Annotated in this window: 21 protein-coding genes; 2 read left to right on the top strand and 19 right to left on the bottom strand. The window is 55.6% G+C overall.

The annotated features are described in order from the left end of the window. Positions 1–1,710, top strand: a 1,710-nt coding sequence (locus BP727_RS03375) for a hypothetical protein (RefSeq protein ID WP_286857367.1), incomplete at its 5' end; no start/stop codon positions are given. Here BP727_RS03375 and BP727_RS03370 read toward each other — a convergent pair. From BP727_RS03370 to BP727_RS03285, 18 genes are all read right to left on the bottom strand, one after another. After that, on the bottom strand, positions 1,649–3,205 hold the full coding sequence (locus tag BP727_RS03370) for a thiamine pyrophosphate-dependent enzyme (protein ID WP_273278607.1): 1,557 nt from the start codon (positions 3,203–3,205) through the stop codon (positions 1,649–1,651). The two genes, BP727_RS03375 and BP727_RS03370, sit on opposite strands and share 62 nt — an antisense overlap. Further along, on the bottom strand, positions 3,202–4,101 hold the full coding sequence (gene mmp11 / locus BP727_RS03365; RefSeq protein WP_273278608.1) for a methanogenesis marker protein 11: 900 nt from the start codon (positions 4,099–4,101) through the stop codon (positions 3,202–3,204). Before mmp11 ends, BP727_RS03370 begins: the two co-directional genes overlap by 4 nt. A gap of 37 nt (positions 4,102–4,138) precedes the next feature. Beyond that, entirely contained in the window at positions 4,139–5,449 is a 1,311-nt protein-coding gene (truD, locus tag BP727_RS03360; protein WP_273271430.1) for a tRNA pseudouridine(13) synthase TruD, read from the bottom strand. Positions 5,450–5,455: 6 nt separating this feature from the next. After that, positions 5,456–5,809 carry a peptidyl-tRNA hydrolase Pth2 gene (pth2, locus tag BP727_RS03355; RefSeq protein ID WP_013720486.1) on the bottom strand — a complete coding sequence of 118 codons (354 nt, stop codon included), beginning with the start codon at positions 5,807–5,809 and terminating at the stop codon, positions 5,456–5,458. Positions 5,810–5,866: 57 nt separating this feature from the next. Further along, positions 5,867–7,189, bottom strand: a complete 1,323-nt coding sequence (dnaG, locus tag BP727_RS03350; RefSeq protein ID WP_013720487.1) for a DNA primase DnaG — start codon at positions 7,187–7,189, stop codon at positions 5,867–5,869. 424 nt (positions 7,190–7,613) lie between these two features. Beyond that, complete coding sequence (locus BP727_RS03345) at positions 7,614–8,651, bottom strand: 60S ribosomal export protein NMD3 (RefSeq protein ID WP_286857359.1); 1,038 nt, start codon at positions 8,649–8,651, stop codon at positions 7,614–7,616. After that, entirely contained in the window at positions 8,651–9,016 is a 366-nt protein-coding gene (locus BP727_RS03340) for a DUF424 domain-containing protein (protein ID WP_286857357.1), read from the bottom strand. The genes BP727_RS03345 and BP727_RS03340 overlap by 1 nt, the downstream gene beginning before the upstream one ends. Before the next feature lie 10 nt (positions 9,017–9,026). Beyond that, the gene (locus tag BP727_RS03335; RefSeq protein WP_013720490.1) at positions 9,027–11,111 is read right to left on the bottom strand and encodes a minichromosome maintenance protein MCM; all 2,085 of its coding nucleotides are present in this window, start codon (positions 11,109–11,111) and stop codon (positions 9,027–9,029) included. Between the two features lie 62 nt (positions 11,112–11,173). Beyond that, positions 11,174–12,475, bottom strand: coding sequence for an NfeD family protein (locus BP727_RS03330; RefSeq protein ID WP_273278609.1), 1,302 nt, complete (start codon positions 12,473–12,475; stop codon positions 11,174–11,176). A 76-nt stretch (positions 12,476–12,551) separates the two neighbouring features. Continuing rightward, positions 12,552–13,403 (bottom strand): slipin family protein, encoded by an 852-nt coding sequence (locus BP727_RS03325; RefSeq protein ID WP_013720492.1) that lies wholly within the window; start codon positions 13,401–13,403, stop codon positions 12,552–12,554. A 297-nt stretch (positions 13,404–13,700) separates the two neighbouring features. Then, entirely contained in the window at positions 13,701–13,883 is a 183-nt protein-coding gene (locus BP727_RS03320) for a 30S ribosomal protein S27ae (RefSeq protein WP_013720493.1), read from the bottom strand. Beyond that, positions 13,884–14,198, bottom strand: a complete 315-nt coding sequence (locus tag BP727_RS03315) for a 30S ribosomal protein S24e (RefSeq protein WP_273271435.1) — start codon at positions 14,196–14,198, stop codon at positions 13,884–13,886. Beyond that, the gene (locus BP727_RS03310; RefSeq protein WP_048132535.1) at positions 14,195–14,725 is read right to left on the bottom strand and encodes a GTP-dependent dephospho-CoA kinase family protein; all 531 of its coding nucleotides are present in this window, start codon (positions 14,723–14,725) and stop codon (positions 14,195–14,197) included. The genes BP727_RS03315 and BP727_RS03310 overlap by 4 nt, the downstream gene beginning before the upstream one ends. A gap of 1 nt (position 14,726) precedes the next feature. Beyond that, positions 14,727–14,912, bottom strand: coding sequence for a transcription elongation factor subunit Spt4 (gene spt4 / locus BP727_RS03305; protein ID WP_013720496.1), 186 nt, complete (start codon positions 14,910–14,912; stop codon positions 14,727–14,729). Beyond that, positions 14,909–15,493, bottom strand: coding sequence for a DNA-directed RNA polymerase (locus BP727_RS03300; RefSeq protein WP_013720497.1), 585 nt, complete (start codon positions 15,491–15,493; stop codon positions 14,909–14,911). The genes spt4 and BP727_RS03300 overlap by 4 nt, the downstream gene beginning before the upstream one ends. Next, positions 15,493–15,900, bottom strand: coding sequence for a PIN domain-containing protein (locus BP727_RS03295; RefSeq protein WP_013720498.1), 408 nt, complete (start codon positions 15,898–15,900; stop codon positions 15,493–15,495). The genes BP727_RS03300 and BP727_RS03295 overlap by 1 nt, the downstream gene beginning before the upstream one ends. A gap of 9 nt (positions 15,901–15,909) precedes the next feature. Further along, positions 15,910–17,190 carry a translation initiation factor IF-2 subunit gamma gene (locus BP727_RS03290; RefSeq protein ID WP_276621075.1) on the bottom strand — a complete coding sequence of 427 codons (1,281 nt, stop codon included), beginning with the start codon at positions 17,188–17,190 and terminating at the stop codon, positions 15,910–15,912. Positions 17,191–17,275: 85 nt separating this feature from the next. After that, complete coding sequence (locus tag BP727_RS03285) at positions 17,276–18,232, bottom strand: protease inhibitor I42 family protein (protein ID WP_286857346.1); 957 nt, start codon at positions 18,230–18,232, stop codon at positions 17,276–17,278. 78 nt (positions 18,233–18,310) lie between these two features. On the opposite strand from BP727_RS03285, the gene thiL reads away from it, so the two are divergent. Then, positions 18,311–19,240 carry a thiamine-phosphate kinase gene (gene thiL / locus BP727_RS03280; protein ID WP_286857343.1) on the top strand — a complete coding sequence of 310 codons (930 nt, stop codon included), beginning with the start codon at positions 18,311–18,313 and terminating at the stop codon, positions 19,238–19,240. A 13-nt stretch (positions 19,241–19,253) separates the two neighbouring features. Here thiL and BP727_RS03275 read toward each other — a convergent pair. Continuing rightward, positions 19,254–19,448, bottom strand: a 195-nt coding sequence (locus tag BP727_RS03275) for a zinc ribbon domain-containing protein (protein ID WP_286857340.1), incomplete at its 5' end; no start/stop codon positions are given.

The raw sequence follows: 19,448 nt of genomic DNA, 5'->3' as shown, positions 1-19,448 counted from the left end.
CATCTCGCTATTGCAGGAATGGTGGGAATGGCCATCTATCTGGATCAGAAGAAGGGGGCAAGATGGCTCCAGATCTCAATAGCTCTGGGCGGTCTACCATCCCTTATCCTCTTTGCATACTTTCGGGAGTGGCTAGGCGGCATCTTCTTGATTGCTATCGCTGCTGCGGTCTATTATTCGTCCCAAAGAATGAGCAGCGCACCCTTGCTCCTCTTTTCCGGCCTGGTCGGCTTTCTGGTCGCCCAGCTGGCCATAACCACCCTCCCTTATGGCTGGAAGGCCTGGGCCATCCCCGGGGTGCTCTTCGTCCTTGCCGGACTGATCGTTCTGCTGAATGGCTATCTGGCTCTCCTTCCCACTGGCCGGGGCCGGGGAGCAAGGTTTGGCAGCCGGCTTCTCTATGCCCTCTTCTTTTCCCTGGTCGCATTCGGGGCCATCGCTCTGCTCATGCAGGTTCCTCATGATGCTGGTGGGAGAATTTCAAATGCTTGTGGCTGCAACGGCTCGAATCTCTCTGCGTCCGGCACCGCTGTATCCCTGGATCCAGGATCCTCCCAAGACCTTCGAGAGGAGATCATCGCGCCGGAGGATGTGCGGACATTTCCTCAGGAGGAGAGCATACTCTTTCAAGCTAAAGCCTGCGAGAATGAGCCATGTCAGTATCTCTGGTGGTCTGACCGGGACGGCATCCTGGACAGCAATCAGTCCTTTTCCCGCAGGGGCATGACAGCTGGATGGCATTCCGTCACTCTCACCGTCACCGATGGCACCGGCCGGACGATCCGTGATTCCATAGAGTTGGGAGTGGCCCCACCATCGGCCTGCAGCGATGTGTCTCCTCTGCCCAGATACTATCCGGTGGACACCCCCTGCCGGGATATCTGGCCCAATGGAACTGAATCCTGCCAGGAGATCGAGGTCTGCCATCCCGACCTGGACTACATCGTGCTGGACGCTGTGCGCTGCTGTAACGGTACCGCCTCCAGCCCGGCCTGCGCCTGGGCGCGCGCACATGCCGATGGCGACAATAAGAGATGCAGGGGGCTTTACATCATTCGCGCCTTCGGGCCGGACGCGGTTTATATGCAGGGCTATGCACTTTTCAAGGCCTGCTGCTCCGGCTATCCGGAATGCACCCGCACCTCCTGGCCGAGCCTCGCCGGGACAGTATCCTTCCGGGAGGGGTTCAACCAGAATGTAGCTAACCTCTCCTGTCGGCAGGAGGAGTGGGGAGTTTCCGCCTGGCGCTCAGACACGAATATGAGCGAGAACAGTGCTGTGCTGGGGCTCTTTCCCGCCCATGCCACAGTCAATATCCTGCAGACTGGAGTGTGCGTGGATTATGCCGCCGCTCTTGCCACCGCTTTGCGCAAAGCGGGCTACAACAAGAGCGAGGCCATGGTTGCCGCAAGCCTGGGATATGATCTGCCCTTGCTGGGAGACCATCCCGGCCATGCTTACAATCTGGTGAAGCTTCCCGGAGAGGAGGGATATCATATCGTGGATACCACCGGGAATGGAGAGGGCATCAACCCGGAGGGATTGCCGCATTACTTCTGGTTTGTGGGGAACTTCATGAACCAACCTGTCCGGATCCGGGTATTTGACTGGTGGGTAGGCTACTGCAGCAAGATCTCGCCCTATGGATTCAATGATCTGGGCAGCGTGAAGGCGCCCGCGAGCGCGGAGATCTGCGGATGTCCGGGCTGATCGGCTGATGATTGGACAAATCAGAGGCATATCTGGGGCAAATCCCCCGCGCTACGATGGTTGAGGGCCCATTTCTGGCCAGCTCCTCCCTTAAAACCATCTCTGCCTCCTGGACCGTTGCAGGAAGATCGAAGCCTCGCGTGGGCAGCAATCCCTCTAAAAGGGCAGTGAGATCCGGCACCTCCTGGCCTCCGGTCATGGCCGCCACATCGTTCTTTAAGACGACCACCAGGAGATCCCGCTTCTGCCAGAGGGCATTGATCAGGCCCTGCAGCCCGGAATGGGCCAGGGCGTAATCACCCACCAGGGCGATCCCCTTGGCCTTGAAGCCAGAGGCCACTCCAATCGAGGAGCCCAGGCCGTATACCACATCCACCGACTGATAGGGAAGCCTGCTGGCGCGAATGGAGCAGCCGGCATCGCCTGCCACAGGCACATGCAGATCCCGCAGGGCATAAAAGAGGGAGGCGAAGGGGCAGTCCTCGCAGACTCCCCCTCTCCCCCCGGCCACGGTCTCGTACTCATTTACCGGTCCACCTGGCATGTCCGCATCATCCTTTAGAGCCTCCACTGCCTGAATGAGATCTTCTCGTTTCAGCTCTCCCGAGGGCAGGTGGCGGGTTAGCTTTCCTTTCACCTTTTCCAATCCGCCTAGCATGGATTCGATGAATGGCTCGGGCTCCTCAGCCACCAGGATGGTCTGGTGATCATCCAGAAACTGGCGAATGAGCCCCCAGGGCAGTGGGTTGACATAGGTCAAATAAAGACCGGAAACCTCCAGCCCTTCCGCCAGAACAGCAGGCCGTCCGCTTGCGATGATCCCCACACCGCCCGCGCATTTTTTCATCCGGTTCAGAGAAGAGGAAAAAGCAGCTCCCGCCGCTCGGGCCATGGTTTTTTCATGATGCCTCTGATTCAAGCCCCGCATGGTAAGCTCCATGTCCAACCTTCTAAATCGCTGCCCCGTCCCGAAAGTGGGCCGGGAGGAGATCTGGGGACACTCTTCTGCCAGGAGAGGGGCGGTGACGCGGACGATGACCGGCACTCTGAGCCCTTCTGACAGGGAATAGGCCTCCAGGATCGAGGCGTACAGATTCTCGGGATCTCGCGGATCGAGCAGGGGGAGCTTTGCCAGCGGCCCGTAAAACCGGCTGTCCATCTCCACCTGGGAGCCTCGGGGACCGAGGTCGTCCCCAGCGATCAACACCAGTCCTGAGCCGATGTTATGGGTGGCGGATATCACCAGGGGGTCGGCCAGGGCGTTCATCCCCACCTGCTTGACCACCACCATAGACCGCAATCCAGTGGCTGAAGCCCCCAGGGCGATCTCAAGAGCCACCTTCTCATTAATGGAGATCTCCGCATTCAGGCCGGCGGCCAGGTCGGTTATGGGGTAGCCGGGCACATAGGTTCGAGATGCAGCTCCTGCATCATCTGCTGCTTGCATGACGGCCTTGAGGCCGTCTGAGCCGTTCAGATCGTCCAGCCCCTTCATGCCGTTCCGGGGATTATGGACTCATCCGGCCGGGCATTGAAGGGCAGAGCCGCAATAGCACCGATCAGGCCCTGACCTTTCATGATGATCTGCACCCCGGCCTCGCGCGCCACCTCAATCGCATCCTCATAGTTCACCCTCTCCTTTTTGCATCTCATACCGAAGGGCAGGAGCTCTGAGGGATCGAAATCCCTGAACACGGCCATCCCCGTCTGCTCGGATACGGTATATTTCTGCAACAATGCCCTGAAATCACCCAGCATGCCCTCTCCTCTTCCCGGCAAGCAGGCGAACTCCACCACCGTGGAGACGCAGTTCTGGGTCTTGGTGGGCACGGGAAATAGCTGCACCAGGGAGTGGGAGATATAGCGGGCCTCAGGCCGGTCGACCTTCTGGGCTATGTTATGAATCAAAGACCAGGTGGCTCCCACGGTCTTGGAGTCGGTGTCGTCGACGCCGATGATCATCCTCTCCCTTCTGGGCAGGACTATAGTCCCCCGAGCGACCCGACCCCCGCCGCATTCAGTAGCATCGTATCTCAGCACATCCTCAGCCCGGGCACGGGAGAGGGTGGCCCCCACACCGCCGCCACCCAAACCGGCGTAAGTGACCTCCACCTCTGAGCCGGACACCTTAACCGATTCGATACCTGCGGATCGCTTGGATGAGACAAGGTCCAGGTCAACGTTTCCGGGATTGAGCATATAGCGGAACCACTCGCCCTGGTTGCATGAGCTTATGACCAGGGGACCGCGGGAGTAATGATATCTGGCCCAGGCCGATCCACCATAGCAGGAGGACCTCTCCAAAAGCTCCACCCTTTTAGCATCATCATCCACCACGGCATGGATCTGCTTGTAGACCACCACATAAGGATCTTCTAATTCTAGTTGCACGCCTCCAACCTCAGGGCAATTGATTGGTCATCTCTTATCATAAATCCTCTGCCTCATCCTCGCCTTTGCTGCCGGCCTGTCCCTTCATGTATTCTCTCAGCACCACAGTGGCATAGCTGCCTTTGGGCAGGACGAATTCCAGCTGAGCTGAATCCCCCTCCACCCTGATCTTCGGATCGACCGGGCAGAGAGCAGTTCTTCTGGTGCCCCGCGAGCCCAGGTCTGGATTCTGCACAACCTTGAAGCCCTCCTGCAAAATGTCCTCCTCCTGCAGGACCTGCCTTTCGATCTCTCCCTGTCTGCCCTCTGCCAGACAGCTCTCAAATCCGATCAGGGGCAGGGTGACAAATGCCCGACCTCTGTTCACCAGCCTGGCTACCGCCTCCAGGTTATCCTCAGTCACCTCCTGGGTTTTGTCCATATCTGGCAGGCCCCCTTTGGAGAAGCAGACCACATCCCCAACAAGAGCCTCGTCCAGAGGCATCGACTTTGCCAGTCGGAGGCTGAGTATGCGGTTGAAGAGGTATGACTGATAGGCATGCACAAAGAGGCGCTTCAAATTGACGGAAAGAACATCAAAGGAATGGGCATAGTCACCAGAATGCTCGGCCAGATAGTTGAGCATGGCCAGTTCATGGTGCAAGTAGCCTGGAAAATCATTGCGGGCGGCCTGGATATCCCCGCTTTCCCACAGCCTTTCTCTCGCCTCTCTCGTCCTCTCCTGCTCTCCAGCATAGGGCAGGGCGAGGAATATGCGGGCAGCCTCTTCGGCCTTTCCCCTGGCCAGGGCTTCACCCACCAGATGGGTTATCGGCCTTATGTCCCCAAACCTCTGCACACCGAAGTAGTTGGCAACCCCCTTGTGCCTCTTGATCTCCTCGCTGACGGAGGCGAGGCTACGGGCCGGATCGGGGCAGGAGAGCTCTCGAATGGTGATGGAGAAGCGGTTGCCCAAAAGGTCGCCCAGACCTACTGCCCTGTTCGTCCTGCCCAGCACATTTATCTTGATGTCGGGGAGGCGGATCCTATCGAGCTCCGATTCATCCAGATTCATGATGCTGATCCTCTGCCTGGTTATTGCCCTCTTGTCCTTTGTCCCTGCCCAGCCGAACCTCTTCTGGCTGATACGCAAATGCCTGGACATCTCCCGGATGAGGTGATGGGTATCCCAGTCAGTCTTCTCTACTTCTATGACCAGGTACCTTCCCCCTTCATAGCCGAGGTCCTCGAAGACCTCCACCACCAAAAAGTCCTCGGGATTTCTTCTGATTATACCTCCACAGCTAGGACTGTCGGTAATGTAGTAGTCCATGCCCAGAAATCTGTCTTGCTCGCTTGCCAGTTTCATCGTCCCTCAGACCAGCCTGAGCTTGCCAGTAACCTTATCCATCAATTTTCCGTGGGCCGGACCCAGGCCCAGGGCGGTTATGGTGCCGGGAGGGATCTCAGTCAGGCCAGCATCAGCTACAATGGCCGAGGGTATTCCCGCCCTCTCTGCATCCTCACGCAGGCGGAAGAGGTCAGAGACGCCCGAAACCCGCAAGACCACCTTCTTCTGGCCCTCTGCTTTCCATTCGGAGACAACTGACCGGTCCATCTTCTCCGCCCTCTCCACTGCCATCACTGCTGCATGAGCCACCTGCACCGCCAGCTTTCCCGCCGATAGCTTTAGATCCTCTCTGATAACAATGCACTGCTTGAATTCCATGAAAACCGCCTCGTTACTGATAAAAAAAGTTCTTGAAAAATAAAAAGAGGCGAAATGCTATGCCTCTTTAGTGACCACTCTTACGCATGAGGGGCTTTTCACTATATTGCCCATCTTGGCGCCGATCAGATACTCCAGGCCCTTATCGACAGCGATATCCAGGACGCGTTGGGTTACTACGCCATCGAATATCACACCGCTGACATCTCCATTGGAGTCCTTCAGCTCTCTGGCCAGGTCCCTCACTGCCACCTCCCGGAGGACGTTATGATTCTTGTCCATGAGTCTCGCGCAAAGTGTCCCGTCCAGCTCATCCATATGCTGCCGGAACCATTCCCGTTCCGGCTCGGGCTTGGGAGCAGGCTCCTGCGGGGCGGCGACCACTATCTCCTCCACCACGGGAGCCGATTTGGGCACTACCTCCCTGGGGACGATTCTGCGGGGGGGTATGGCCTCTGCCCTCTCCGCGGCATTTCTCACGCATAGCGGCCTCTCCCGGATTAGGCTCTTCCTCTTGGTGGTGATCTCCCTTCTCTTCCGGGGCTGGTTCTTTATCTTGTACTGATCGAGCACCTGCTCCACCGGGATCTTCTGGCGCAGAGCGCGGACGATCTCCTTCTGGGTCATATCCTCGACGCTCTTCCCGTCCGGTGCCCTGGCCACATAATCGATATCTGCTACCTGGAGAAGCTCTTTTACTATCAGCTCGCCGCCCCGGTCGCCATCGGTAAAGGCGGTCACCACCTTCTTAGCGCAGAGGTCGGCAATGGTGGGAGGAACATTGGTTCCGCCCACAGCTACGGCGTTCTTGATGCCGTACTTGAGCAGATTGAGCACATCCGCCCTCCCCTCAACCACTAAAATTGCGTCCGAGTCGAGGACATTGGGTCCGGCGGGGAGGTTGTCCTTGCCCAAATGGATTATCTCCTCTACCCGGACGGACTGCTTTATCTCCTCTGTGATCTCCTCCGTCTCCAGGATGTTCTCATCGAACATCTCCACCAGGATCCGCTTGGCCCTCTCTATTACGTATCTCCTCTTGGAGGCGCGAACGTCCTCGATGCGATTGATGGCGATTCTGGCAATGCAAGGCCCAACCCGGTCAATGGTCTCCAGAGCGGCAGCAAGTATGGCAGTCTCGACCTTATCGAAGCTTGAGGGAATTGAAATGGTGCCGCTCGACTTTCCCCCGCTGGATGTGATTTGCACATCGATTCTGCCCAACCTTCCTGTCTTTTGAAGGTCTCGCAGGTCAAGGTCGCTTCCGAGGAGACCTTCCGTCTGACCAAAGATGGCGCCGACCACATCTGGCCGCTCCACTATCCCCTCTGCAGTTATATCCGCATAAATGACATATTTAGTGGTATCAACATTCTGCATGATTATATGACCCCTTTTAATTTTTAATAGTTAAATAAAAGTCACACCAACATCTTACAGCCAAAGCTACCAATAACCAAAGGGGGCCATTTTTCGCGACCAAATGTCGCCGTTCCGGCCATGCCTAATCTCAGGCAGGCAATGAGCATTGAATGATGGTGAATGTGAATTTATCCAACTACTTCAGCGTCCAATTGTCATCATCATGGAACATCTGATAGAAATGCCCACACATGAGCATTTTCTTCCTCGCTTTGCTGGCATTTCATCGCCTCAAGTTTACTGGAGGCTTAATTATTATGAGATTTGAAGCTCAAATGTGTACTTCTACCAAGTAAAATTGCACGAATCTAGTTTAAGAACTTTGTGGTAGAGAGGAAGTGAAGAGGAGAGGGGCAGATCGACTCAAGATATATAAAAGCTCCTACAATACTATAAATCCGTCCGCTGTTCGTACTACCTCCACCTCTTCTCCAGGCTCCACCTCCAGGCCTCGGGGACGAGACGCGAGGGCAGAGCGGAATGTCTCCGGGTCCATGATCTCCAGGACATCATCATCTTTGGAGATGACTACTGCCTTCATGGCATCTGCCCTGTTCCCCAGCACACGTACCTCGCCAGAGACCTCCTCGGACATGCAGGACCGGTGACCTTCGTTCAGGGAGGTCGACAGAGTGTTCTTGCCATCAAATCCCGTGACCATGCAGAGCGAGCCGCGGTGGGATACGATATCTCCTCTTCTAAGTCGGGGAAACCTGACCAGCAATGTGGAGCGGTAAACATCGCGATTCTCCTTCTTCCCCACCAGCTTGCATGTTTCCAGCAGCTTGCCGCCGAACCGCTCCTGCACTGCCCTGGCCATGCGCCTGCCCAGTTGGGTCGATCCCAAAATTATGTCCAGTCCGCCCTTGACCTCTTTCATATCCTGGATGAAGGATAGCTGATCGCCTCCCCGATAGCCTGCATCGGCCATATCCTGAGCCATCCTCCGGCACTCCTCCATCTCCCGGGAGGAAATGGGTCTGCTGCCATTTCCTCGCAGCTGCACTGTGGACTGGAAGTACTTCCTTGCCATGCGGCTGCAGCGCTCGCAGGCCACCAGCTTGATCCTCACGGGGACCTCGCCGGTCTCCTCCACCATCTGCTCCATGAAGCTTCCCCGGATCCTCATCCCGGCAATATAACGAGTGGCTCCCACCTTTCGGAGGTCAACCTCGATATTCGGATGAATGAACTCATGGTGAAGCCAAACAGAATCAGCAGCTGCTCCAGCGGCCAGATCCTCTATGGAGCGGCTGTCTGGGAACTGCCACTTTCCCTTTATCTGCTGGGAGCCACATACAGAGCAGATCACAACCTCCACCACATCCGGGAACTGGATAAGCCTTATAGAATTCATGCGACACTGCGGACAGAGCCCGTCTTCTGCAGGCTGGCCGCATTTGGGACATAGGGTCTGCATCACATTCTCACCATTTGGGCATAGAGGACTCCATCGATGGAGAGGACGTTATCTTCATCCACCCAGCCCAAAAGAATGGCATGCTTTACCACTTTGCATCCAACGAGATTGGCCATGGTCGCCCCCCGGAGGGCGTCCTCAACCTCGGACAAGCTGGCCTTTTCATCTCCATAAAAATCGGAACAAACCTCGATATGCAAATTACCCTCTCTAAACTCACATCCAAGTATATCGCAATCACAGACGGCAATCAGAGTCTCTGCTCCATGCCTGTAGGTCTTGAGGCATATCTGGGCAGTCTCTTCCTCATCTCTCTCATCCACCGCTTTCCTGCGGAACTGTATATTGCTATCTTCCATTTCCATCTCTTCAACCTCAGGGCAGCTTCAGCATCCCTGGCCTGGGCTCGAAGACGTCTCCATCTCTTCTCATCCGGTCGATGATCTCCTCCGCTTTAGACCTTTCTATGCCCAGCTCCTCTGCTCTATTCAGAACGTCCTCTCTTGGCGCAGGGCCCTGGTTCTCCCGGCTGACCTCTTTTATGATGTCCATCACCGATTTTGTTCTATCCCGGGTGCTCTTGGTGGTGCCCGAGGCGATGATATCCGCATCCAAAAAGCCCGTCTCCGGATCTACCCCCACCTTACGAAGACAGGCCTCAAGGATTTTGACCACACGCTGGGCATCAACTCCAGTCACCTCACGGCTCAGCCGCAGCCTGGCGCTTGCCTCGCCCAATCTTATGAGCGCCTCCAGCTGCCGGGCGGTGACCGGAACGGGCTTGTTCGAGTCCTGCCCCTGGGTCCTGAGGCCGACATAATAGTTCAGGAAAAACTCCTTTGCCTCCTCGGTAAGGGTGGGAAAAACGTTCTTGCGAGCGTAGGCCACATATTTTCTCAGCATCTCGGGATCGATCGCCGGCTCGATCACAGTGAGGGCATTATCGATGTCCTCCTGGGATATCTCCGGGTTCCAGGGCTTTTGGGTAGAGAGCTCTCCGGCGTAATTGCTCTTCAGGATATGCTCGGCGATAGCAGAATCCCTCTTGGTGTCCGGGTCATCGGTGAGAACAAAGATCAGATCGAAACGGGACATGAGAGCTGGGGTGAGGTTGATCTGAGGGGCAATGGGCTCGTATTTATCGAACCTCCCCAGCTTTGGATTGGCCGCGGCTAAAAGCGAGCAGCGGGACTTCAGGGTGGCCATCACCCCGGCTTTGGCGACGCTTATCGTCTGCTGCTCCATGGCCTCATGCAGGGCGCTCTTGTCCTCGTTGTTCATCTTGTCCATCTCATCGATAGCGGCGATCCCCTTATCTGCCAGGACCAGGGCCCCGGCCTCTATGGTCCAGCGACCGTCACCCAGCTCGTCCTTGACCGCAGTGGCAGTAAGGCCGGCAGAGGTAGAGCTCTTTCCCGAGGTGTAAATCCCCCGGGGGGAGAGCTTTACCATATACCTCAAGAGCTGCGATTTTGCGATGCCCGGATCGCCCACCAGCAGGATGTGAATGTCTCCTCTGATGCGCGCTCCGTCCGGGAGATGCTTCTCGAACCCCGATACCAGCTGCAGGCCCAGAGCCTCTTTGACATCATCATAGCCGTATATGGAGGGGGCAATGGAGTCCTTGATCTTCTCATAGATCTCGGGATCGCGAGACATCTCCATGATCGCCTCCTCGTCCTCAGCAGAGATATCTATCTCCTCGAACTCCTGGTCCTTCATCTCCACCGATACCCCCTTATGGAATAGATCGAAGTAGGTGCTCTTTCCCTGCTGGGGATTGGTCCTCTGATAGGACTTCAAAACACCATTCACAATCACCCTATCGCCAGGAAAGATCCGGCCTGCGAGGTCGTCCTCCAATTCGACATCCAGGGTTTGGGGCTGCTGGCCGCCGCGCAGGTCCTCGGGCGACTCCTGCACTCTGATCTTCTGGGCATCGACGAACTTGGACTGAGCGAGCAAGAGCTTGAAGGGGCCGCCCCGATCACAGGCCTGGTTCATGCACTTCAGGTTCTGGTCCTCGAATTTGTTTCCTGTCTGCTCTTTAAAGAAGGTAAAGCCGCATCTTTGGCACTGGAATGCGGCGGATACTATCTTCGGCCTGACCTCGGTGGCCGTCCTCACCAGCCCGTCTATGGCCAGGAGCTTGCCTATATGGTCAGAGCGAAGCTCGCGGGTCTTGAAATTCCTTGGAAGCTCGACTATTCGCACATGGGCTCGATCCAAATAGACGTCCATGGGCAGATCCAGCTCCAGGATGGCGGTCCGGGCAGCCTCTATGGTCTCATCCGGATTCTCCATAAGCTCCTCTGCGAAATCCGGATCGAACTTTTCCAGGTCTGAGAACTGGATTTTGAGGCTGCGCTCGTCCGGATAGGAGTCAGCTAGCTTTAAGATATCATCCCAATATCGGGACCGGAGGAACTCCTCCCATTTGGCAACAGGATCTGCGGGCATTCTGAGACGAGTTACGCTGGCCAGGTATCTAAAGCATTTGGGGGAATATTGGACTGGGCAGCTTACTTCGGCCCGGCTCTAACCTTCAGCTGGCCCCCTCCCCTGGCCATTATAATCACCTTCTCTCCCTTCTCCACCGTCCCTTCCGCCTCTGCCAGCCAGTATTCTCCCTGAAAGAGAACATAGCCCTTGGGATCCAGCCGGTCTATGGCCACTGCCTCCTCTCCCTCGAAGACATCGATCACCATAGGAGCAAAACGTGCTTGGGCCACCTTATAGATGGCAAAGGCCATGAACAATCCCAATATGAGCGAGGGCAGGATCAGGGCCAGGGCCATTGACCGCTGGTAGCTTCCTGGGACGTACCATTCCGGAAAGCTGGTCGGCACAAACAATATGCTGCCCGCTATCACACAGACAAGCCCCGCCACCGCCAGGATGCCGAAGGTATGACTGTGCAGCTCCGCCAGGATCAGTCCCAATCCCAGGAGAATGAGAAATATGGCGCCGATGTTCACATTGAATCCGAGACCGATAAGCCCCATGGCCAGAGCGATCAGGCCGAAGACCTCCGCTCCCATTCCTGGGCTGGAGAAGCCGAAGATGAGGGAATAAAGGCCGATCAGCATTAAAAGCCCGGCAATAGTGGGATCGGAGAGCATCTTTAGGAATTGCAGATTCAGCGGTGGCTCGAAGGCCTCGAGCTTCGCATCCTTGGTGATCAGTGTGGCGTCTTTGATACTGGTGCCATTGATCTGGGCCAGGAGCTCCTCTGGGGTGGGGGCGATGTGCTCGACCACCCGGTATTTCATTGCCTCATCGGCATTGAGGTTCAGGTTGGAGAGGACAAACTCCCTGGCAGCGGTGGTGTTCCGGCCATGCTTTCGCGCCTTCTCCTCTATCATCGCCACTATGGCATTGGTGGTCTTGCTATCATTTACCGGCACGGTGCTTCCGGTAGGCGAGAACTGTACCGGCTGAGCCGAACCGATGATGGTATGGGGAGCCATCGCCGCTATATCGGAGCCGATCAGGATGATCGTGCCTGCAGACCAGGCTGCAGCTCCCTCCGGATGGACATAGCCGATGACCGGAATATCCGACTCATCTATGAGCCTCAGGATCTCAGTGGTCTCGGCCAGACCTCCACCCGGCGTGTCCAGGAGAAGCATCAAAGCCCGGGCATCCTCTGCCTCTGCCCTCTCCAGGGCGGCTAAGACGATATCGTCGCTCGCAGGGGTTATGGTCCCCTTCATATCCACCGTCAGGACGGTGCCTGCTGCCTGTGCCTGGCCGAGGACGAGGGCTAAGAGCAAAACAATTTCCAGTATCCTGGATAGCATGACCCGCACCCTGCTATTCATACAATACTCATCCATTTGATCCTGATCGGTGAGGCAGGCCCGAGACTCTTCGGGTCGGCCTGCCTTTCTTGGCCATTCATCTCCTTAATCTGATTGAATCCAGAGAGGAATCCTTCGTGGCCGCTCTTCTCTCCTCATCCGCCCGGTCTGCATCCCTTTCCGATAGCTCGCGGTTCAGGGCGGCGGTCAGGCCGGCTACCGATCCCGTTCCGGCGTCAGTGCTGGGAGTGACGACGATTAGCGTCTTCTCCCGGGCGATATCCACCAGGGTCTGCAGCTCCCTGAGCTTAAGGGCAGCGGGCACCTCTTCATAGAGCCGGGCAGCATCGGTCATGGTCTTGGACGCCTGGAACTCGCCGTCTGCCAGGATGATGCGTGACCTCTTCTCCCTCTCGGACTCCGCCTGCTTGGCTATAGCTCTCCTCATCGATTCAGGCAGAGATACATCCCTTAAGGTGACTGCGGTAACCTTAATCCCCCAGGGATCGGTATGCTTGTCCAAGATCTCTTGCAGCTTCTTGTTCAGTTCGTCACGCTTGCTGAGCAGGTCATCCAATTCGATCTGGCCCAAGACATCGCGCAATGTGGTCTGAGAGAGGAGGGATGTAGCCACCCGGTAGTTCTCCACCTGAATGACCGCCTTTGCCGGATCGACCACCCGGTAGTAGATGACTGCATCCACCTCCACGCTCACATTATCCCTGGTTATGACCACCTGCTTGGCAACGTCGATGGTGAAAACCCTCAGGTCGAGGAGTATGACCCGGTCAATGATGGGGATGATGAAGAATATGCCCGGCCCCTTCACTCCGCTGAAACGGCCTAAACGGAATATGACCACCCTCTCATATTCGCGGACGATCTTGATCGCCTGAGACAGTATCACCAATACGATAAACAGAGGTATAAGAGTATTGAATAGATCCAAGTGAACACCTTGGATGTTATTCGTCTTCAAGGCTTAAATAGATGCCCGGCACGATTGCCCGTAAACGAGCGAGGAATTATCGGCTCCTTCCGAATTATGTGGTTTAGTTCCGGCAGAGAATATGGCCTTTTGTTCCTCTGTGTCTCTGTGGTTGGGTCAGAGCATACCGGTTCACTACAGAAGGCACGGTGACATAGAGTTTTTGCGATTTAAGTTCACCCACATATAATAGCGAGGAGCCGAATTATCTTTAAAAGAGTGAAATCAGGTCCGGAATCGAGACCTGGATTCCGGAAATTATTTCTTGAACTCAGTATAGCCGCATTTGCCGCAGCTCTGTCTGTCGCCGTGGTCCGCCAGGAAGACGCCATTGCCGCATCTCGGGCAGACCGACTTCCTGGATTTGATGGTGTCTCCGCCAAGCTCGTAATATTTGGATACGCCCTTCACCTCACCGGTCTTGCCCTTCTTTGCTGCCATTTAGCTTGCCTCCGGCTTGGCTTCCTCAGGCTTGGTGAATGTGTTGCGCTCTATGATATGGGCTCGCTCCACCTGTTCTGCCCTCTCAGCCGTCTCATAGATCTTGGCATATCCCTGGGTCTCGCGCTTTCCGAACTCGGTCTTAAGGCTGTCGACATAGACTAAGCCAACCTTGGAGTTCATGGTCGCCGCCAGCCTCTCCACCACGCTCTTTCTGGATGGCGTGGACTCATCGTGAATAACCTTGAAGACTATCTCCCTGCGCTTCAGCAAGGGATTGTTCTTCTCATCAATAACCTTTATCTCCAATTTCATTCCTCCACAATCATTTTCTTCATTAATTCATCAATATACATCTTCATTTCAGGAGTTGCTTTGACCAGGACGCTTCCCTCATCGGGCTGCCCATAAATCACCACAGAGCCAGGTGGGGCATAGAGAATTGCAGGAAGGGTCGCTAGATCCTCCTCACCCTCTACCACAATCTTCACCCGCTCCTTTCCGGCAAGAGAATCCTTGATCTGGTCTATTAGTTCTTCGGTCAGAGTGGCGGGCGGATTCTTCACCTCAACCCTCTTATAGCTATTGTGCTCGAGGCTTTGAAGAATGTGATCTGGAAGCTGAGCCCTCTTGGTCTTGTTGTCCACAACTGCCAGGTCCGGGACTATTGATGACTTCAAAAGATAAAATGCGGTCATGTCACCGATCGCGGCCACCTTTTTAGCCCCCTGCAATTCATCTCTCATAGCCTCTACGCATTCGGTCCCGTTGCCCTTGCACAACTTGCCCAGAGGACTCTTGAGCAATAGCCGCAAATCTTCCGGCAGAAGAAGTGTACGCAATCTATCGCACCTTCAAAGCGTACTTGCCGGGAAGCTTGATCTCCAGCTTCTCCGCGATGATGGATTCCTTGGGATCGATGATAACCACATATCCGCTCCAGTCCTTGCTTAGCGAGGCTGAATTGCATATGGGACAGACCTGCCCCTCTACTATTCTGCGACATTCTCTGCATGCCTGTTCAGTCATTTTGCCTCTGCCTGGACGCTCGCATTCTCCTTCTCTGTCTCGTCTGCAGCATCAAGCCATTCCAGCTTCCCCAGGCCCGTCTGCCTCATGGTCAGTCCGATCTTGCTCTCTCTGGGCTCCTTCTCATTCAGGCTAACCGCTATTACTCTGGCTCGAACCCGATCTCCTTCTCCTAAGGATTTATTGGACTCTTTGCTGACCAGGCGCGCGTTCTTCTCATCATAAGATATATACTCATTGGTTATCTGGCTGACGTGCAGAAGGCCGTCGAACGGCCCCAGGGAGAGAAATGCGCCAAACTTCACAATCTCCACCACCTCGCCCTCAATGATCTCCTGCATCTCAGGCTTGAAGACGAGGGTATCGAAGTTGACCTCGTAGTAAATGGATCCGTCTCCCGCCAGGATATGGCCTTCACCTATATCATCCGCTCCGAGCACGGCCACGATGGTCCCCAGAGACTTGTCCACAACCCCCTCATATTTATCCCGCAGTGCCCTTTCCACTGCCGCTTCGAGGGGATCTCCCAGATGATCCGGCTCTATCCTGGCCACACCCTTAAGCTTCATCTTCTTGTACATCAATACTCCTTCTTCATCGCCTCTAGGTACCGACCCTGGCGCAGGTATATTACGGTGATGCCTTTACTAAATAATCTTTTCTTCAGGGCTTTGTCGTTGGTAAAGACTGCTGCCCCCTCTTTCTCTGCCAGTTCCTCAATGGCCCGGTCAGCAGGGCAGTTGTCAATGCCAACGATTGTGCATCGTTCAGCCAGGCCCAAGGCTACCCTGGCCGCGGTCTTGTCCCGCCCTTTATCTGCCCCATCCGCTAAGGAACGCAGTTCTCCCTTCACCTGGGCCGGCACAAGCCACTCAACGTATCCCAGGCGCAATAGCTCGCCGAAGATGTCCACTCCGAACTGCTCTGCTGTCATCAAGGCGTTGGTGTCGATTATCACCTTTACGCTATCGGCATCGATTTGCTGCATATTCTATCTTCAGTCGATTATGGAGCCGACGCCAATGAGCCGCCACCTGGCGCCAATGCGCCTGCTGACAGCCACACGATCGCCTTTCTCGGCACAGACCGGCCTCTTTAGCTGAACCTGGACCACGCCCCCCTCCCGGGCGCTGGTCACCACCCCTACAGTGGTGGCAGTTCCCACGTTAAGCATCAGGGGCTCGCTGGAATGTATGGGCTCGACGCTGGACTCATCGGTCACTCCTACCACCCTCTCCAGGAGCTGCATGTTCATGGTGAATGCGTTCCTGACGGGAGGGAGCTTGCCCGGTTCACCTGCCACCTGGCCCACCAGAGCATCGCTCTTGGTCATTATGGGGTCCAGCAGGGTGCCCACGCCGATCAGGCCGCCGGGTGTGATCTCTTCCTGGCTCTGGCTTCCTGCCAGGAGGGTCACCACCTTGGTCTGAATGGGGACCCACTGTTTCCGCCCCTCATAATCCACCAGCCTGCCCGGGCAGATCTCGATCTTATCGCCTGCATGAAGCACACCCTGGTTTAGGGAGCCGCCAATGACCCCGCCTTTGAGAGCATCAGGGGAGGCTCCGGGACGGTTGACATCGAAAGATCGGGCTATCTTGAGCAGAGCAGGCTTCTCGATGTCTCTATGGGGGGTAGGTATGTACTCCTCAATGGCCTTGATGACCAGATCGACATTCAGGTTCTGCTGAGCGGAGATGGGCACAATTGGCGCCTTCTCGGCTACGGTGCCCTTTATGAAATCCTTGATCTGCTGGTAGTGCTCCATCACCTCTTCCCTGGATACCAGATCGATCTTGTTCTGTACTATCACAATTCTGTCGATGCCTGTGATGTCCAGGGCCATGAGATGCTCTTTTGTCTGCGGCTGAGGGCAGGGTTCATTGGCGGAGATGACCAGTACTGCGCCATCCATGATCGCCGCTCCGCATAGCATGGTGGCCATGAGGGTCTCATGCCCCGGAGAATCTACAAAGGAGACGGTACGCAATATCTCTGTATCAGCACCGCAGTGGGGGCACTTTTCTTCTACGGTAAAAGCATCCGGATCTGGGCAGCTGGGGCACTTTCTGAAGGTGGCATCTGCGTAGCCCAGACGGATGGAGATGCCTCTCTTGACCTCCTCGCTATGCTGATCGGTCCAGCTTCCGGATAGCGCTCGGACAAGAGTGGTTTTGCCGTGATCGACATGTCCAACCATGCCGATATTAACCTCCGGCTTTTTGGAGGCAGGCGTCTTCGCCTCTGTTTTTTGATCTGATTTGTCCTCAGATTTGATATCGGATTTTGCCAAATTGAGATCTCCTTAAGGATTGTAATGATCAGGGCTTGATGGGCATCACCGTATAAATAGTTCATGGCCTTCAAGCCGATATTTCCACCTGAAATGCTCGAGCGTCTGCCACAATGTTCTCCCAGGAGCGTTTATAGACGAAGTAAATGGTGGTCTTGCCGGGCATTAGGGGCTCGAAGACAAAGATCGATGTGCCGCTAGCACCAAGTGCCTTTGAGGAGGAGGCCCTAAAGTCAGAGCTCTTGAGGTTTAAGAGGGAATGGTCGTAATCCACATTCCAGCCATATCCCGTGGTCGGATTGGCGGAGAGGGATATGACGAACTCCTCACCCACTCGAGCATCCAAAAGCTCCATCTCACTTTTCCCATCGGCCTCATCGGAGATGAGATAACTTTCCGCCGGCTGCATCAAGGGGTAGTTGTCGATATTGTCCTGATTTAAAACCACCGGCTCGTCGCCGATTCCATCGCCGTTCTTATCCTCGCTGGCATAGTCAGCCCAATAGTTGCCCAAAAAACTGCGCTGTACCCGGCTGTTATACTGGTAGCTGATCATCCGGCTCGAGTTCCAGGTGGCAACATCCTCCGGGCAGACGCTGTTTTTGCCCGGAAAATCGTTCAGGTATATGGTAGCGGGAAGGACGACCTCCAGCCTGCAGCCTGCGCTCCTTTCATCGCCGGCACGAGCACTGGAAAAGTCGAATCCCGACAGCATCGCTCCTTGAGCGGCCAGGATAGCTCTCCCTTTCTCCGGATTGAGGATCGGGTTTCCGCTGCCTGTGTCCCTGCCCTGCAGGTTCACCGGCCGGCCCATTATGAAGGGATTAGCGTAGATTCCGCTTTCCACAATGATCGTATCTCCAGCAGAGGCATTAACAAGTGCCTCCTGGATGCTCAGATTGCTGCAGCCCTGTGGACAGATCCTCGTCATCTGGGCTGCTCCAGCTCCAGAAAGCGAGCTAGAGAGCATGAGGGAAAGCAGGAGGGCAATCGATGCCTGGATGAACAACCTTTTGTAATCGAGCATATCACAATTAATGCATCTTTGAATCTTAATAACTTTCGGAGCTGAGGCGATCTATACAATTAGAGGGAGCAAGAAAGAATGAACGGGGCCATTGGCGAGAGGGATCTTATTCGGCGCATCTCTGTGATCCTGGGTGGGCTGGAGAACGACGACTGCGCGGTTATCGATGCGGGAGAGCATTATCTTGTGGCAAGCACCGATATGCTCCACCAGAAGACCGACTTTCCTGATATCATGAACCCCTGGCAGATGGGCTGGATGGCGGTAGCAGTCAACCTGAGCGATATTGCTGCCATGGGGGCAGAGCCCGCGGGAGTCCTCATCGCTGCCGGACTCCCGCCGGAGGCGGATCAGTATTTTATCGATGAGCTCTTTTCAGGATTTGGCGATTGTGCTGCTCTCTATGGTACTCGAATTCTGGGAGGGGACACCGACAGCCACCTGGAATTGACCATCACTGGCACATCTTTGGGCTTTGTGGAAAAGGAGCTGATTCTGCGCCGCCGGGGAGCACGAGCGGGGGACTTGCTCTGCACCACCGGCTCTCTGGGGGCAGCTGGAGGCGGGCTGTGGGCCTGGCAGAACGGCGCGAAAAGCGAGCTTATAACCAGTCTGCTGGAGCCCGAGCCCCGGCTGAAGGAGGCCCGGGCTTTGGCGAAGAGCGGAAGCGTTACGGCAATGATGGATAACAGCGATGGCCTGGCTCTGTCCCTCTCCGATCTTTCAGAGGTGAGCGGAGTGGGCTTTCTGGTCTATCAGGATAAGCTGCCCCTGGCTCCCGGCCTGGTGGAGATGGTGGGGCAGGAGAATGCTATAGATATGGCATTGAGCGCGGGAGGGGACTATGAGCTGGTATTCACCCTGCGCTCCTCGGGCCTGGAGGCGGCCCGAAGAGCTTGCGATCTGACGGTTATAGGCGAGGTGGTGGAGGAGGGAATCTGGATGGAAAGGGCAGGGAAGAGAAGACAGATCGAAAGATTGGGCTATGAGCATCGGATAGGGCTGTGACTACTCCCACCCCTTAAAAGGGGCAGGCTTCTACGGTTTTTATTCCGACAGATTGTAGTCCCAATCTGAGTATATTGATTGCCGCATTCCAATCTCGATCCAAGGATAGCCCGCACTGAGTGCAGTTATGGACGCGATCAGAAAGCGTCTTTTCAACCAGAATGCCACACCTGGAGCACATCTTAGACGTATTTCTTGGATCTACCAG

The sequence above is a fragment of the Methanosaeta sp. UBA356 genome, from assembly GCF_002496465.1.
Classification (GTDB): Archaea; Halobacteriota; Methanosarcinia; order Methanotrichales; family Methanotrichaceae; genus Methanothrix; species Methanothrix soehngenii.
This window is presented reverse-complemented; position numbering and strand designations above follow the sequence as displayed.